The organism is Klebsiella sp. GW_Kp182 (genome assembly GCF_040062275.1).
GTDB classification, from domain to species: domain Bacteria; phylum Pseudomonadota; class Gammaproteobacteria; order Enterobacterales; family Enterobacteriaceae; genus Klebsiella; species Klebsiella michiganensis.
Map to the genome: position 1 here is coordinate 18,974 of NZ_JBEAFQ010000077.1, position 14,585 is coordinate 33,558.

Below are 14,585 nucleotides of genomic sequence, written 5' to 3' on the forward strand. Positions count from 1 at the left end.
CCCTATGCCTGTTTTTGCTCTACTCGCCCTTGTCGCCTACTCCATCAGCCTCGCGCTGATCGTCCCTGGCCTGCTGCAAAAAAACAGCAGCTGGCGGCGGATGGCGATTCTTTCCGCAACTATTGCGTTGATTTGTCACGCCTTCGCGCTGGAGTCACGCATTTTTCCCGGCGGCGAAAGCGGGCAAAATCTCAGTCTATTAAACGTGGGATCGCTGGTCAGCCTGATGATCTGTACGGTGATGACCATCGTCGCCTCGCGTAATCGCGGCTGGCTATTGCTACCCATTGTCTACACCTTCGCCTTAATCAACCTCGCGTTCGCTACCTTTATGCCGAACGAGTACATCACGCATCTGGAAACCACGCCGGGGATGCTGGTCCATATCGGCCTGTCGCTCTTCTCTTATGCTACGCTGATTATCGCTGCGCTTTACGCGCTGCAGCTGGCGTGGATTGACTATCAGCTGAAGAATAAAAAGTTGACCTTCAGTAGCGAAATGCCGCCGCTGATGAGCATTGAACGTAAAATGTTTCATATCACCCAGATAGGCGTGGTTCTGTTAACCCTGACGCTGTGTACCGGGCTGTTTTACATGCACAACCTATTTAGTGCGGAAAACATTGATAAAGCAGTGCTGTCTATCGTTGCGTGGTTCGTTTATATCGTCCTGCTTTGGGGCCACTATCATGAAGGGTGGCGCGGACGCCGGGTCGTCTGGTTTAACGTGACTGGCGCGGGGCTGCTGACGCTGGCCTACTTTGGTAGCCGCGTATTGCAACAGTTCATGAGCTAAGTCTTTAAGGAATCCCAAGTGGAACATATCTCCACCACCACGCTGATCGTGACGCTGATCGTCATGGTGGTCATCTCCGCCTATTTCTCCGGTTCTGAAACCGGCATGATGACGCTGAACCGCTATCGCCTGCGTCATATGGCCAAGCAGGGCAATCGTCAGGCAAAACGTGTCGAAAAGCTGCTGCGCAAACCTGACCGTCTCATTAGTCTGGTCCTTATTGGCAATAACCTCGTCAACATTCTTGCCTCGGCGCTGGGCACCATTGTCGGTATGCGCCTGTACGGGGATGCCGGCGTCGCCATTGCCACCGGCGTCCTGACGTTTGTGGTGCTGGTGTTTGCCGAAGTGCTGCCAAAAACCATTGCCGCGCTCTATCCGGAAAAGGTCGCCTATCCCAGCAGCCTGCTGCTCGCGCCGCTGCAAATCCTGATGATGCCGCTGGTGTGGTTGCTCAACACCATTACTCGCATTCTGATGCGCATGATGGGTATAAAAACCGATATCGTCGTGAGCGGGGCCTTAAGCAAAGATGAACTGCGCACTATCGTTAATGAATCACGCTCGCAAATCTCCCGCCGCAATCAGGACATGCTGCTCTCCGTTCTTGACCTCGAGAAAGTCAGCGTTGACGACATCATGGTCCCGCGCAACGATATTGTCGGTATCAATATTAACGATGACTGGAAATCCATTGTCCGCCAGCTGACCCACTCTCCGCACGGACGCATTGTGCTGTACCGCGACTCGCTGGACGATGCCATCAGCATGCTGCGGGTTCGCGAAGCTTATCGCCTGATGACGGAGAAAAAAGAGTTCACGAAAGAAGTCATGCTGCGCGCCGCCGATGAAATTTACTTCGTGCCGGAAGGTACGCCGCTCAGTACGCAACTGGTGAAATTCCAGCGCAATAAGAAGAAAGTGGGCCTGGTTGTTGATGAATATGGAGACATTCAGGGTCTGGTCACGGTTGAGGATATCCTCGAAGAGATCGTTGGCGATTTTACGACGTCAATGTCGCCTACGCTTGCTGAAGAGGTGACGCCGCTTAACGACGGTTCAGTGATTATCGACGGTACCGCCAACGTACGTGAAATCAACAAGGCTTTTAACTGGCATCTGCCGGAAGATGAAGCGCGAACCATTAACGGTATTATCCTGGAAGCACTTGAAGAGATCCCCGCCCCGGGCACCCGCGTACGCATCGAACAGTATGATATCGATATTCTTGATGTTCAGGAGAATATGATTAAAAGGGTGAAAGTGATGCCGGTAAAACCCATTCGCGAAAGCGTGGCCGAGTCATAGCAACCCTGGGACCTGGCTGAGGGGAATAGAAAAACGGCTACCTCGCGGTAGCCGTTTCGCTTATTTACTTCGCTTTCGCCACGGTGACCATCGCCGCGCGAATAGTACGGCCGTTCAGGGTATAACCCTTTTGCATCACGCCCAGAACGTTACCTGCCGCAACGTCTTCAGACTCAACCATCGCAATGGCCTGATGTACGTTCGGATCCAGCGGCACGTTAGTATCGCCAATCACTTCTACGCCGAACTTGCGCACCACGTCGAGCATGGACTTCAGCGTCAGTTCGATGCCTTCAACCATCGGCGCCATATCCGGGTTAGCTTTATCAGCGACTTCCAGCGCGCGATCCAGGCTGTCAATAACCGGCAGCAGCTCGTTAACGAACTTCTCCAGCGCAAACTTATGCGCTTTTTCGATATCCAGCTCGGTGCGGCGGCGCAGGTTATCTTCATCGGCTTTCGCACGCAGCAATACTTCACGTTCGCGCTTCTGCGCTTCAGCAAGCTGAGCTTCCAGATTCGCAATTTTTTCATCGCGCGGATCCACCTGCTCAGCCGAAACCTCAGGCTCTACCGCCTCAACGTCGTCGTGCTGCTCCGTGATAATTTCTTCCGGGGCTTGCCCCTCAGGCGTTTTCTGTTCTTTACTACTCATGAATTTCTCCGCGTTTTTTTTCGCATTCATCTCGCTAACTTCGCTTATTATGGGGATCAGTTTCCTGGTTTCAAGGGAACGCAGCCAGATTGTCACTATTCATTTAACGCAAGGACATCCAGATCATGAAGAACCACTTCAAGTGTATAGGCATTGTGGGACACCCTCGTCACCCAACCGCGCTGACCACACATGAAATGCTCTGGCGCTGGCTGTCCGGCAAAGGTTATGAAGTGCTGGTTGAGCAGCAAATTGCTCATGAACTGCAGCTCAGCAATGTGAAGACCGGGACGCTGGCGGAAATCGGCCAGCAGGCAGACCTGGCCGTCGTGGTGGGCGGTGATGGCAATATGCTCGGCGCAGCGCGGACGCTGGCCCGCTACGACATTAACGTTATTGGGATTAACCGCGGTAACCTCGGTTTTCTGACCGACCTCGACCCGGATAACGCGCTACAGCAGCTCGCCGATGTACTCGAAGGCCACTATATCGCCGAAAAACGCTTCCTGCTGGAAGCGCAGGTATGTCAGCAGGATTGCCAGAAGCGCATCAGCACGGCGATTAACGAAGTCGTCCTGCACCCTGGCAAAGTGGCGCATATGATCGAGTTTGAAGTCTACATTGATGAGGTGTTTGCTTTCTCTCAGCGCTCCGATGGCCTGATTATCTCCACGCCAACCGGCTCCACGGCTTATTCCCTCTCCGCCGGCGGGCCGATCCTCACGCCTTCGCTGGATGCTATCACTCTGGTCCCCATGTTTCCGCATACGCTGTCGGCACGCCCGCTGGTGATCAACGGTGACAGCACGATTCGCCTGCGCTTTTCTCAACGCTGTAGCGACCTCGAGATTAGCTGCGATAGCCAGATAGCGCTGCCGATTCAGGATGGTGAAGATGTGCTGATCCGCCGCTGTGACTATCACCTCAATCTCATTCATCCAAAAGATTACAGCTATTTCAATACATTAAGCACCAAGCTTGGCTGGTCGAAAAAATTGTTCTGATTTTATAGCCAGCCCCTTTACTGGATAAAAAACCATATTATACTGTACGAAAACACAGTAATGGTTTTTCATACAGGAAGGCAGCTATGTTGGCACAACTCACTATCAGTAATTTTGCTATCGTTCGTGAGCTGGAAATCGATTTTCACAGTGGGATGACCGCCATTACCGGCGAGACCGGCGCCGGTAAATCGATCGCTATCGACGCGCTGGGGCTGTGCCTCGGTGGTCGGGCGGAAGCCGACATGGTGCGCAGAGGCGCCAGCCGGGCTGATTTGTGCGCCCGTTTCTCCCTGAAGGACACGCCTGCCGCGCAGCGCTGGCTGGAACAGAACCAGCTTGAAAGCGGGCGTGAGTGTTTACTTCGTCGCGTCATCAGCGCAGACGGCCGTTCTCGCGGGTTTATTAACGGTACGGCAGTCCCTTTATCCCAGCTTCGTGAGCTCGGTCAGCTGCTAATCCAGATCCACGGCCAACATGCCCACCAGTTACTGACTAAACCCGAACACCAGAAAACGCTGCTTGATGGCTATACCGGTGAGTATGCGCTTACTCAGCTTATGGCAGAGCGCTATCGTCAGTGGCATAAAAGCTGTCGCGATCTGGCGCAGCATCAGCAGCAAAGCCAGGAGCGCGCAGCGCGTGCGGACCTGCTGCAATATCAGTTAAAAGAGCTAAACGAGTTCAACCCGCTGTCGGGCGAATTTGAGCAAATTGATGAAGAGTACAAACGCCTTGCTAACAGCGGTCAGTTGCTGACCACCTGCCAGCATGCGCTGACGGTGCTGGCAGACGGCGAAGAATCCAACCTGCAAAGCCAACTCTACGCCGCGAAGCAGCTGGTCAGTGAGCTGGTTGGTATGGACAGTAAGCTCTCCGGAGTACTCGATATGCTCGAAGAAGCGTCTATTCAGCTTAGCGAAGCCACGGACGAACTGCGCCATTATCATGACCGCCTCGATCTCGATCCGAACCGCCTGTTTGAGCTGGAACAGCGTATCTCCCGGCAAATTGCCCTCGCGCGGAAGCATCAAATTACGCCCGAAGAGCTTCCTGACCTTTACCAGTCACTGCTGGAAGAACAGCGTATGCTGGATGATAGCGCGGGTTCTCTGGAATCACTCAGCCAGAGGGTTGTGGAGCATCATCAGCTGGCGCTGGATACAGCGAAACAGCTGCATGCCTTACGCCAAAATAGCGCCGATGAGCTGACTCAGCTCATTACGGAGAGTATGCACTCACTTTCGATGCCGCATGGGGTGTTCTCCATTGATGTCGCGTTTGATGAGCGCCATCTTACGGCTGAAGGCGCAGACCATATCGAATTCCGCGTCACCACTAACCCGGGTCAACCGCTGCAGCCGATTGCTAAAGTTGCCTCCGGCGGCGAGCTGTCTCGTATTGCGCTGGCGATTCAGGTCATCACCGCGCGTAAGATGGAAACTCCGGCGCTGATTTTCGATGAAGTGGACGTCGGCATCAGCGGCCCTACGGCGGCGGTCGTCGGTAAGCTGCTGCGTCAATTGGGTGAATCAACCCAGGTGATGTGCGTTACCCACTTACCGCAGGTTGCCGGTTGCGGACATCACCATTTCTTCGTCTGCAAGGAAACCGACGGTGAAATGACCGAGACGCATATGCACCCTCTGGATAAACGCGCTCGTTTGCAGGAACTGGCCCGACTGCTGGGCGGTAGTGAAGTCACTCGTAACACCCTGGCAAACGCGAAAGAGTTGCTCGCCGCGTAAACTTTTTGATTTTCACAGAGTCATAGTGAACAGCAAATTGCCGACAGACCTGCAGCCGAAGGTTCCCAACCGGGCAAAGGTCTATTATCATCGGCATATTACAGATGAGCCACGTACTGCTCGGGCCCAAAAAGGAATCAAATCACTATGCGCTGTAAAATGCTGACTGCTGCCGCAGCGGTTCTTCTTATGTTGACCGCAGGCTGTTCCACTCTGGAACGAGTGGTTTACCGTCCTGACATCAACCAAGGTAACTATCTGGCACCAACCGATGTAGCAAAAATCCGCGTCGGCATGACGCAACAACAGGTTGCCTATGCTCTTGGTACCCCGATGATGTCGGATCCGTTTGGCACCAATACCTGGTTCTACGTTTTCCGTCAGCAGCCTGGGCATGAGAAAGTTACCCAGCAGACGCTTACCCTGACCTTCAACAGCAGCGGTGTGCTGACCAACATTGATAACAAACCTGCCCTGACGGCGGAGTAAAGCTATCAATACGCAAAAAGCGCTCAATGAGCGCTTTTTTTATATCTGCATCTTCGTGCGAAACGGTTACTTTCCGGCGCTTTTCTCTGCCCGCTGGCGACGCAGCTCTTTTGGGTCAGCAATCAGCGGCCGATAGATTTCTACCCGATCGCCATCGTGGACCCGATCGTGAAGCTTAGCCGGGCGGCTATAAATCCCCACTTTGTTCTTCGTCAGATCGATATCATCACGCAGCGCCAGAAGGCCGCTGGCCACGATCGCCTGCTCGACCGTCGCGCCCTCCTCCAGCTTAACGCTTTGCAGATACTGCTTTTCCGGCAATGCGTAGGCCACTTCAACCACGATTTTAGCCGACACTGTAGACCTCTTTAGCGCGGGTCGTGAACGCCTGCACCATATTCATGGCCAGCTCTTTGAAAATGCGACCAAAGGCCATTTCAATCAGCTTATTAGTGAATTCAAAATCGAGATGGAACTCAATTTTGCACGCTTCCGGGCTTAAGGGAATAAACTTCCAGCCGCCAATCAGCTTTTTGAACGGACCATCGACCAGACTCATCAGAATACTTTGGTTACTGGTCAGCGTATTTCGCGTTGTGAAGGTCTTGCTGATACCCGCTTTGGAGACGTCAACCGCCGCGGTCATTTGCGTCGGACCGAGCTCCAGAACCCGGCTACCGGTGCAGCCCGGCAGAAAATCAGGGTAGGACTTCACATCATTTACCAGTTGGTACATCTGTTCCGCACTGAACGGCACCAGGGCGGTACGGCTAATCTGAGGCATAGCAGGTTCCACATATAAACACGGTGTAAATAATATCATTTATCTGCTGCTAAAAAAAACGCTGTACCGCAACTCGTGCTAAGATAGCCCATTACGCCTCGCGGGAAGATTGAGGTACGACTGTTTTAAGACGATGACTTCAGGATACTATGACTAAGAAAAAAGCCCACAAACCTGGATCAGCCACCATTGCGCTGAATAAACGCGCTCGTCATGAATACTTTATCGAAGATGAATACGAGGCTGGTCTTGCCCTGCAGGGATGGGAAGTAAAATCTCTCCGCGCAGGTAAAGCCAACATTGGCGATAGCTATGTCATTTTAAAAGATGGCGAAGCCTATCTGTTTGGCGCCAACTTTACGCCAATGGCCGTTGCTTCCACTCATTACGTTTGCGACCCGACGCGTACCCGTAAGCTTCTGCTCAACCAGCGCGAACTGGATACCCTGTACGGGCGCATCAACCGCGAAGGTTACACCGTGGTTGCTCTTTCTCTGTACTGGAAGAATGCCTGGTGCAAAGTCAAAATCGGCGTAGCGAAAGGTAAGAAACAGCACGACAAGCGTACCGATATCAAAGACCGCGAGTGGGCGGTAGATAAAGCCCGAATTATGAAACACGCCGGTCGTTAATTCCCCTTCCTGTCAGGGTCAGTTTTGCTGGCCCTGATGCTATATCGTTGTTGATGCTGATTTTTCACCCAACCTGACGCCATAATCCTCAAAACGAGGACTGGTAAGCACATTCATAAATCTGTTATACTCACCGTACACATTGGGGCTGATTCTGGATTCGACGGGATTTGCGAAACCCAAGGTGCATGCCGAGGGGCGGTTGGCCTCGTAAAAAGCCGCAAAAAAATAGTCGCAAACGACGAAAACTACGCTTTAGCAGCTTAATAACCTGCTCTGAGCCCTCTCTCCCTAGCTTCCGCTCTTAAGACGGGGATCAAAGAGAGGTCAAACCCAAAAGAGATCGCGTGGAAGCCCTGCCTGGGGTTGAAGCGTTAAAACTAATCAGGCTAGTCTGGTAGTGGCGTGTCCGTCCGCAGGTGCCAGGCGAATGTAAAGACAGACTAAGCATGTAGTACCGAGGATGTAGGAATTTCGGACGCGGGTTCAACTCCCGCCAGCTCCACCAAAATTCTCCATCGGTGATTACCAGAGTCATCCGATGAAGTCCTAAGAGCCCGCACGGCGCAAGCCCTGCGGGCTTTTTTGTGCCCTCAATTTGTCCCGCGAAGTCTGAAGCCAACTAATTAAATCCGAACCTTTTAGGCACCTTGTTAGGCACCTCATAAAGCTTTATTGTTTTTGAGGTGCCTAAAACTATGGAAACCCGGCAATGGCAAGACAAACCAAACCTCTCTCCGTTAAGGAAATCGAATCTGCCAAACCCAAGGACGCGGACTATGTGCTCTATGATGGCGATGGCCTTGAGCTACTGATCAAATCCAGCGGAAGTAAAATCTGGCAATTTCGCTACATTCGCCCTGTCACCAAGAAGCGTGCGAAGAAGAGCATAGGCCCCTACCCGGCAGTTACGCTTGCAGATGCTCGAAGCTATCGAGCAGAATCCCGCTCTCTCCTGGCAAAACAAATCGATCCTCAGGAGCATCAGCAAGAACAACTTCGCAGTTCGCTGGAAGCCAAAACCAATACTTTCCAGCTCGTAGCTGAACGATGGTGGAATGTGAAGAAAGCCAGCGTAACCGAGGACTATGCCGACGATATCTGGCGCTCTCTTGAAAGAGATGTCTTTCCTGCAATTGGCGACGTTAGCGTTACAGATATTAAAGCTCACACGCTGGTTCAGGCCGTCCAACCGGTTCAGGCCAGAGGAGCACTGGAAACCGTTCGTCGCCTGTGCCAACGCATTAATGAGGTCATGATCTATGCACAAAACACAGGGCTGATTGATGCTGTTCCCAGCGTTAATATCGGTAAAGCCTTCGAGAAGCCTCAGAAAAAGAACATGCCCAGTATTCGACCGGATCAGCTACCTCAACTGATGCAGACAATGCGAACAGCCAGCATTAGCCTTTCCACACGCAGCCTGTTCATGTGGCAACTTCTTACTATTACCCGCCCTGCCGAAGCGGCTGAAGCTCGCTGGGAAGAAGTAGACATAGAAGCGCGGGAGTGGAAGATTCCTGCAGCACGCATGAAAATGAACCGCGACCATACTGTTCCATTGTCAGATGAAGCAATTGCAATACTGGAGATGATGAAGCCGTTGAGTGGAAATCGAGAATTTATCTTTCCTAGCCGCATCAAGCCAAACCAGCCGATGAACAGCCAGACAGTTAACGCATCGCTGAAACGCGCAGGTTTTGGTGGGGTGCTCGTTTCACACGGTCTTAGATCTATTGCCAGTACAGCCCTCAACGAGCAAGGCTTTCCGCCTGATGTTATTGAAGCTGCACTGGCCCACGTAGATAAGAATGAGGTTCGTCGCGCTTATAATCGCAGCGATTATCTGGAACAGCGGCGACCTATGATGCAATGGTGGGCTGACTTCGTGATGGCTGCAGATCGCGGAACTATCATTGAGGTGGGGATAAAAGGAATGCGGCTCGTTGGGTAGAAAACATACGATGATGTTAAGTTATAGTTTAGTTAAAATGCCGCCTTCTGTGAAGGCGGCATTGATTCCATCTTTAAAAGCGAGTTGCTTATAGGTGGATACTTACCGGTTTCGGCTGTTTAAATGTACTCCTTCACCACAATGCCAATGTCCATATGGGTAAAATCAATCCACGCGGTTATTTTTCATGTTCTTTTTTAAAGAACTCTCCAATACGTCTCGTAAATCATCATATCTCTTACACCATGTTAATATGGCATTATCAAGATTATCGGTTTTCAAATTTATTTTGTGTTTTTTAACAAAAACCTCAAGTTGATCTACAACGGCACCGATTGCTGCAGTTTTAGTTTTCCATCCTTCTGCCGGGCAGTTTATTTTAAGCAACCGCTTCAACTCATCCCGTGCGGGTGCTAAAGCCAAGCCAGTAGCCTCTCCTCCCTTCTTTCCATGATCTTGCTTTTTCTTTAACGCCAATTCAGCAGTCTCTACACGGTCAGCGTATAGCCCAGCCCCCTGCCAAACTCCACCACAACCAGCTGCTCTTGCCATAAATAGCAATCCTTCACGCCGGTGCCCAGAGGAATAACAATACTGCCCCCAGTGGTAAAAGAAGAATGCAATGGCAAGATACGTTCCAAACTTTCCATTCCATTGTGCAGAAAAATTAGCATCGTAAAGCATGCATTCAAAATCATCATCCAGGATGTGGCAGCCTTCCTCCTTGAATTTATTAATTTTTTCTTTTGCTTTACTCTCGCACCGGTCACGGAGTTCATTGTAACTACTGACATCATCACTACCGCTGTAGCACGATATAAAACGCTCAGCTTCGCTCTTTACTGAATCAAAAATGCCATCCAGAACACTATCGTCTGTCATCCCAACCTCTCTTAAAACGTCACATTCCACAGTTTTTTTTTACTTTTGGTACATATCTGGATCCCATTTTGCCCTCTCGGTAAAGTTAGCCCCATCCATACAGGGCCAACAAGGAACAAATCGGTATGAACACTCAACACATTAAAATCCTGCGTATGTCTAGTGTTGTCAACAAGATAGGCGTAGCCCGTTCTACCATCTACGACTGGATTAACCCCAAGTCACCACGATATGACGCCACATTCCCTAAACAACGTCGCCTAGGCATGCAATCTGTCGGCTGGCTTGAGTCTGAACTGGATGAGTGGTTGCTGAAACGTCATCTGGCATCATCAACTACTATTGCCGAACAACCATAAATGCAGCATTATCTGCTGCCCACTTAGCAATGCCACGTGATAAAAAGAGCACTAACAATTAATTTATTATTAAACCACTAGTATATTTCAGATTCATTTGAGACATAAACATCTTAATTACTAACGATATATTAAAAAATACCATCAATTATGATCATGATTAATGAGTGGCTATTTATTTATCATGCAACATGATTAACTGTGATAAGAGTCTTATTATGGCTATTTGTAAAAGAAATAACTGTACGCTCTCAATTGGTGAATTACCTGATGAGCGTAAATTCCGCTTATGTTCTGTACATTATCAGGGTAAGCTTTCTAATGCAGCTAAAAGAGCGCAAAGGTGGAATCTGACGTGTCAGTACCCGCCCTGTGGTATTAGCCTGTCTGGTACTCGCAATCAACGGTATTGTTGTATTGGGCATCGTAATAAAGATAGAAGGCTCATAGATGACGATGCCATTGTCAGTCTGGTAAAACATTCTTACTGGATCAACGTGGAGTCCAAGCTAAAGAATAATCCCCTCGGGCTGGGAAGTATCACCAGCCCTGATGACATTGCTGATCTCATCCGGTTGTACCAGCGCAAAGCAGACTACCAGAAAGCTTACAATACTCTAAATGGGCAAAGGGTTATTGATTCACAGGGGCAGGTTATTAAACGCCTGATACCCTGGCTGGAGCTGGAGTTATGTCACATATATCCGAATTCCAAAGGGGGGGCCAATACAGCGGATAACATCATTATTGCCCCTGCGTTGATTAACAGAATGATGAAGGACACTATTCCCGTGAGCAAAACCCGAGGAACGTTCAGCGGCATAAAAGCGGCAGGTTCTCCCCTGCCTGTAAAATCGACGTTATTAAAGGCGCTCACGATGCAATATGGTCAGGATGAAATACAGGAAGCGCTAGCCTCTGTAAAACATGTGACCTTTGCAGATCTGAGTGTACCACGCAGGCTGTTTGGTACGGACATTTATGCTTATCCACCATTACTGAAACTTTTAAACGATCAGGCAATGCGCTTGGGTCTCTGGCGTTTGAGGGAGTCCATTAATTCTATTGAAAGCAGTCACTGGCTGTCTGCAGGTCCTGCAAATGAGTTATTTGCTGCTGCTGCTTTTCATGCCATGTTAAATGGGGATAAGGATGACTTAATTGAGGTATTTTCAAGTCTGCACGAAGACATAATTGAACGAGCTAGGAATAAAGAAAAATTAAACCATGATTATTATCAAAACATTCTGGAACGGTATGTATCCCGTTATTTCCAAATAGACTTACACAATCAGGAGTCATGTATTTTATTTTACAATTCATTTTTCACAGTGCCGCCTTTGGACAAACATGGGGTTTTAATCATACCACATCACTTCTAATGGTAAGTTGCGTACTAGCATCTGGCACCTTACCTGGGACAGCTAAAGTCAGCTAAATCCGGCTTTCTTTCAACTGAAAAATGGACAAAACCGGCCTATTGTTAACACAAAGAGGTCAGATTTAACATATTAGAAAGGTGGCATCATCATACACTTTGCCACCTTTCCTATTACGTTCCAAACGGATACCTTCCTGAAGCCTTACTCAGCAAGACCTCTCTTTTATACTTCAATCACTTCTCCATAAATAAACTATAGTACTAAAATTAAAATTGTCGTTAGCCATCAAAGTGGAAGGCATCGATTACCTAATACTACGAAACAACACGCAGCAAAAGAAACAAATGTAAGCTCATTAATATTTGGGAAATATATAATCACCCTAAAGCAGCAAAAAAAAACAAACTCACTAGCCATTATCGTTATATTGATAACACTCAGGCACGATAAAAATCGTTATAGCTGTTTGGTTCCTCCCATATTTTTCCAGCCACACCCTGTCCGTATATCTTTCCATAGAGCATATATTAACCATTTCTGACGACACGTCCGTGCAATAGCCCCTTTTACAGTGTGACCTCACATCACACTGACTGAGGATAGATAATGGCTGTCTACCGTAATGACCCTGATTTGAATCTGCTGGGCCAATGCAGCAATGAAGAACTGCAATTGCTGATTTCCATCCTGACCACTGACCCACGAGACGGCGACACTCGTTGGACAGAGAGTCTTACCGGAACCCCGGAGTTTCGTCTGCTGGCACCAGACCATCGCCGCTACTGGCAACTGATAGCCGCTGAGCTTCAGCGTTACGGCGCGAATACCCTGGCGAGTCTGGTCCGGCTGGGGCAAGGCGTGACCTATCGGGAAATTCTCGTTGATGTCTGTGACAAGCTTGATGTGAATTACAACCAGAAAAGTACTACCGAAACCATTGAGCTTGCTCTGTTGATGAAGGTTCTGGAAAAAAGCTTGGATCAGATGTCACCAGAAGAGCTGGCTGCTTTCTCCCACAATATGCATCTGGATCTGACAAACCCCACGCCACAACTCATTCTTATCGCCGTTCAGGCCGCCATCCGGACTTCCTCGCTGGCTGCGCTCGAGCTGGCAACGATGTTGTCTGCTAGTGTCATCACCTCCCTGGGCGGCATTGCCACTTGGGGAACTGTTGTGGTCGCTTCACGTGCTCTTTCCGTTCTGGCTGGTCCTCTTGCCATCGCCCTGAGTTCAGCGTGGATGATTTCCGACATCACCGGTCCGGCTTATCGGGTCACGATACCCGCATGCATCATCGTGTCCTGGCTGAGACAGCAGCACCTTTCCCGTTAACATCTTTTTACTTAACCACCAGCCCGACAGGGCTGCTATTTGCGCAGGAAGCATCCCTCATGTCTGAACAGAAACAACGCTATGACCGCCTGGCAAGCCGTCTCGCCATACTGGTCAGCCGCCTCTTTATGGGAGAAACGCTCAGTGTCAGGCAACTTGCTCAGGAGTTTGGCGTCTCTGAGCGTACCGTGCAGCGCGACCTGCGTGAACGCCTGCGCTATATCGACACGCAATATTCCGGGGGTAATTTTCGCCTGCGGGATGCACGGGGCCCCTTTCGCACTAACTGCGACATTATCCGCTTTGCCCAGATAACCCAGGTGGCACATTACTTTCCGGCACTTGACCCTAAATTGTTGTCGGTCTTGCTCGACAGCGGCCAAGACTCCCCCTGCATTATCTGGAATACGCCACCCCGTCAGGCTCCGGCGTTGTTTGGCGGTTTTCAGGTCATTATCCAAGCCATCATCAGCAGTCGCCGCATTCATTTTCTGCACCACGGACACCATCAGTCCGCCGTTGCCCCTTACCGGCTTATCTGTCTGGAAGGCGAGTGGTACCTGACGGCAATAACTGGCGAGCGGATTCAGGTATTTACCCTTTCAGCCATCACCGATGTGGTTATGACCATCGGGGGCTTCACCAGAAACAATCATATCCGGCGAATTTTTGAAGACCCGCGATTTATTCAGGCCCTGCCGCATTTTCAGTACATCAGCAGGCTCATCCGGGAATGAACCCGCATGTTCATTCGTCAGCACCGCAGTTTTACTAACAGAAGGAGTTCGTCTTGAAAAATGTATCACTCAGCATCCTGGTATTGGCTGGCAGTCTGCTGCCGGTTATGGCGCTGGCATCTGGCAGTCAGGGGACCTGGACCCGGGGTTGGGGACAGGGTGTATCAGAGTTTGTTATCAAAGGAAAAGGTCAGTCACAACTGTCTCTGAGTTGCGAGGATTATGGCTCGCAACCGGCCACGGTCATATTTACTGACGCCAGCGGGCATCAGGTCAGTATGGATGAAGATAAAAGCCTTCAGGTCAGTATCGACGGTGGAACCCCCATCGATATCAGCGAATCTGGCAGTCGCGTGGGCGGTAATAACCTGGCACTGGCCTGGGCTCAGTTACGTAATGGTAAACAGGTCTCAGTAACCGGAGACGGTGTTAAGACTGCCACATTCACGCTGGCCGGGGCGGCTAAGGTACTACCGGCATTCGGAACCCACGGCTGCGTGGGTAAAGATGCACTGTAGCC

The 14,585-nt window shown here is 50.3% G+C and carries 16 protein-coding genes and 1 other RNA gene; 13 read left to right on the forward strand and 4 right to left on the reverse strand.

The window, feature by feature from the left end:
• Nucleotides 1-4 precede the first annotated feature (4 nt).
• A complete protein-coding gene (locus tag ABLU88_RS28005; RefSeq protein WP_004853326.1) occupies nucleotides 5-796 on the forward strand; it encodes an inner membrane protein YpjD in 792 nt (263 codons plus the stop codon).
• A gap of 18 nt (nucleotides 797-814) precedes the next feature.
• A complete protein-coding gene (locus ABLU88_RS28010; RefSeq protein ID WP_025107352.1) occupies nucleotides 815-2,104 on the forward strand; it encodes an HlyC/CorC family transporter in 1,290 nt (429 codons plus the stop codon).
• 64 nt (nucleotides 2,105-2,168) lie between these two features.
• On the opposite strand, the gene grpE is transcribed toward ABLU88_RS28010, so the two are convergent.
• Nucleotides 2,169-2,759: a nucleotide exchange factor GrpE gene (gene grpE, locus ABLU88_RS28015; protein WP_004853330.1), complete on the reverse strand. Its 591-nt coding sequence runs from the start codon at nucleotides 2,757-2,759 to the stop codon at nucleotides 2,169-2,171.
• A gap of 125 nt (nucleotides 2,760-2,884) precedes the next feature.
• Here grpE and nadK point away from each other — a divergent pair, with 125 nt between their 5' ends.
• The 3 genes from nadK (at nucleotide 2,885) to bamE (ending at nucleotide 6,000) form a co-directional block, all read left to right on the forward strand.
• The gene (nadK, locus tag ABLU88_RS28020; RefSeq protein ID WP_004123797.1) at nucleotides 2,885-3,763 is read left to right on the forward strand and encodes an NAD(+) kinase; all 879 of its coding nucleotides are present in this window, start codon (nucleotides 2,885-2,887) and stop codon (nucleotides 3,761-3,763) included.
• An 86-nt stretch (nucleotides 3,764-3,849) separates the two neighbouring features.
• Nucleotides 3,850-5,511, forward strand: coding sequence for a DNA repair protein RecN (gene recN / locus ABLU88_RS28025; RefSeq protein ID WP_148851929.1), 1,662 nt, complete (start codon nucleotides 3,850-3,852; stop codon nucleotides 5,509-5,511).
• A gap of 147 nt (nucleotides 5,512-5,658) precedes the next feature.
• Nucleotides 5,659-6,000 (forward strand): outer membrane protein assembly factor BamE, encoded by a 342-nt coding sequence (gene bamE, locus ABLU88_RS28030; RefSeq protein WP_004123807.1) that lies wholly within the window; start codon nucleotides 5,659-5,661, stop codon nucleotides 5,998-6,000.
• 66 nt (nucleotides 6,001-6,066) lie between these two features.
• On the opposite strand, the gene ABLU88_RS28035 is transcribed toward bamE, so the two are convergent.
• Nucleotides 6,067-6,357, reverse strand: coding sequence for an RnfH family protein (locus ABLU88_RS28035; protein ID WP_025107350.1), 291 nt, complete (start codon nucleotides 6,355-6,357; stop codon nucleotides 6,067-6,069).
• Nucleotides 6,347-6,784, reverse strand: coding sequence for a type II toxin-antitoxin system RatA family toxin (locus ABLU88_RS28040; RefSeq protein ID WP_004123817.1), 438 nt, complete (start codon nucleotides 6,782-6,784; stop codon nucleotides 6,347-6,349). Before ABLU88_RS28040 ends, ABLU88_RS28035 begins: the two co-directional genes overlap by 11 nt.
• Before the next feature lie 149 nt (nucleotides 6,785-6,933).
• Between ABLU88_RS28040 and smpB the strand changes: the two genes are divergently transcribed.
• From smpB to ABLU88_RS28055, 3 genes are all read left to right on the forward strand, one after another.
• Nucleotides 6,934-7,416, forward strand: a complete 483-nt coding sequence (smpB, locus tag ABLU88_RS28045; RefSeq protein ID WP_004104655.1) for an SsrA-binding protein SmpB — start codon at nucleotides 6,934-6,936, stop codon at nucleotides 7,414-7,416.
• Between the two features lie 144 nt (nucleotides 7,417-7,560).
• Nucleotides 7,561-7,924: a transfer-messenger RNA gene (gene ssrA / locus ABLU88_RS28050) on the forward strand.
• A 204-nt stretch (nucleotides 7,925-8,128) separates the two neighbouring features.
• The gene (locus ABLU88_RS28055) at nucleotides 8,129-9,370 is read left to right on the forward strand and encodes an integrase (RefSeq protein WP_045357274.1); all 1,242 of its coding nucleotides are present in this window, start codon (nucleotides 8,129-8,131) and stop codon (nucleotides 9,368-9,370) included.
• 165 nt (nucleotides 9,371-9,535) lie between these two features.
• Here ABLU88_RS28055 and ABLU88_RS28060 read toward each other — a convergent pair whose 3' ends face one another.
• Nucleotides 9,536-10,252 (reverse strand): hypothetical protein, encoded by a 717-nt coding sequence (locus ABLU88_RS28060; RefSeq protein WP_045357277.1) that lies wholly within the window; start codon nucleotides 10,250-10,252, stop codon nucleotides 9,536-9,538.
• Between the two features lie 125 nt (nucleotides 10,253-10,377).
• Here ABLU88_RS28060 and ABLU88_RS28065 point away from each other — a divergent pair, with 125 nt between their 5' ends.
• The 5 genes from ABLU88_RS28065 (at nucleotide 10,378) to ABLU88_RS28085 (ending at nucleotide 14,583) form a co-directional block, all read left to right on the forward strand.
• Complete coding sequence (locus ABLU88_RS28065; protein WP_040198485.1) at nucleotides 10,378-10,611, forward strand: AlpA family phage regulatory protein; 234 nt, start codon at nucleotides 10,378-10,380, stop codon at nucleotides 10,609-10,611.
• A gap of 167 nt (nucleotides 10,612-10,778) precedes the next feature.
• Nucleotides 10,779-11,993, forward strand: coding sequence for a hypothetical protein (locus ABLU88_RS28070; RefSeq protein ID WP_224226473.1), 1,215 nt, complete (start codon nucleotides 10,779-10,781; stop codon nucleotides 11,991-11,993).
• A 606-nt stretch (nucleotides 11,994-12,599) separates the two neighbouring features.
• Complete coding sequence (locus ABLU88_RS28075; RefSeq protein WP_040198486.1) at nucleotides 12,600-13,328, forward strand: DUF3944 domain-containing protein; 729 nt, start codon at nucleotides 12,600-12,602, stop codon at nucleotides 13,326-13,328.
• Nucleotides 13,329-13,387: 59 nt separating this feature from the next.
• Nucleotides 13,388-14,065: a WYL domain-containing protein gene (locus ABLU88_RS28080; protein WP_045357285.1), complete on the forward strand. Its 678-nt coding sequence runs from the start codon at nucleotides 13,388-13,390 to the stop codon at nucleotides 14,063-14,065.
• Between the two features lie 107 nt (nucleotides 14,066-14,172).
• On the forward strand, nucleotides 14,173-14,583 hold the full coding sequence (locus ABLU88_RS28085; RefSeq protein WP_115698594.1) for a hypothetical protein: 411 nt from the start codon (nucleotides 14,173-14,175) through the stop codon (nucleotides 14,581-14,583).
• Nucleotides 14,584-14,585 lie beyond the last annotated feature (2 nt).

Bases quoted from the DNA above. Each gene is read 5' to 3' on its own strand.
- ABLU88_RS28005 (WP_004853326.1), top strand. From the start codon at position 5: ATGCCTGTTTTTGCTCTACTCGCCCTTGTCGCCTACTCCATCAGCCTC.
- grpE (WP_004853330.1), bottom strand. From the start codon at position 2,759: ATGAGTAGTAAAGAACAGAAAACGCCTGAGGGGCAAGCCCCGGAAGAA.
- nadK (WP_004123797.1), top strand. From the start codon at position 2,885: ATGAAGAACCACTTCAAGTGTATAGGCATTGTGGGACACCCTCGTCAC.
- recN (WP_148851929.1), top strand. From the start codon at position 3,850: ATGTTGGCACAACTCACTATCAGTAATTTTGCTATCGTTCGTGAGCTG.
- bamE (WP_004123807.1), top strand. From the start codon at position 5,659: ATGCGCTGTAAAATGCTGACTGCTGCCGCAGCGGTTCTTCTTATGTTG.
- ABLU88_RS28040 (WP_004123817.1), bottom strand. From the start codon at position 6,784: ATGCCTCAGATTAGCCGTACCGCCCTGGTGCCGTTCAGTGCGGAACAG.
- smpB (WP_004104655.1), top strand. From the start codon at position 6,934: ATGACTAAGAAAAAAGCCCACAAACCTGGATCAGCCACCATTGCGCTG.
- ABLU88_RS28055 (WP_045357274.1), top strand. From the start codon at position 8,129: ATGGCAAGACAAACCAAACCTCTCTCCGTTAAGGAAATCGAATCTGCC.
- ABLU88_RS28060 (WP_045357277.1), bottom strand. From the start codon at position 10,252: ATGACAGACGATAGTGTTCTGGATGGCATTTTTGATTCAGTAAAGAGC.
- ABLU88_RS28065 (WP_040198485.1), top strand. From the start codon at position 10,378: ATGAACACTCAACACATTAAAATCCTGCGTATGTCTAGTGTTGTCAAC.
- ABLU88_RS28075 (WP_040198486.1), top strand. From the start codon at position 12,600: ATGGCTGTCTACCGTAATGACCCTGATTTGAATCTGCTGGGCCAATGC.
- ABLU88_RS28080 (WP_045357285.1), top strand. From the start codon at position 13,388: ATGTCTGAACAGAAACAACGCTATGACCGCCTGGCAAGCCGTCTCGCC.
- ABLU88_RS28085 (WP_115698594.1), top strand. From the start codon at position 14,173: ATGGCGCTGGCATCTGGCAGTCAGGGGACCTGGACCCGGGGTTGGGGA.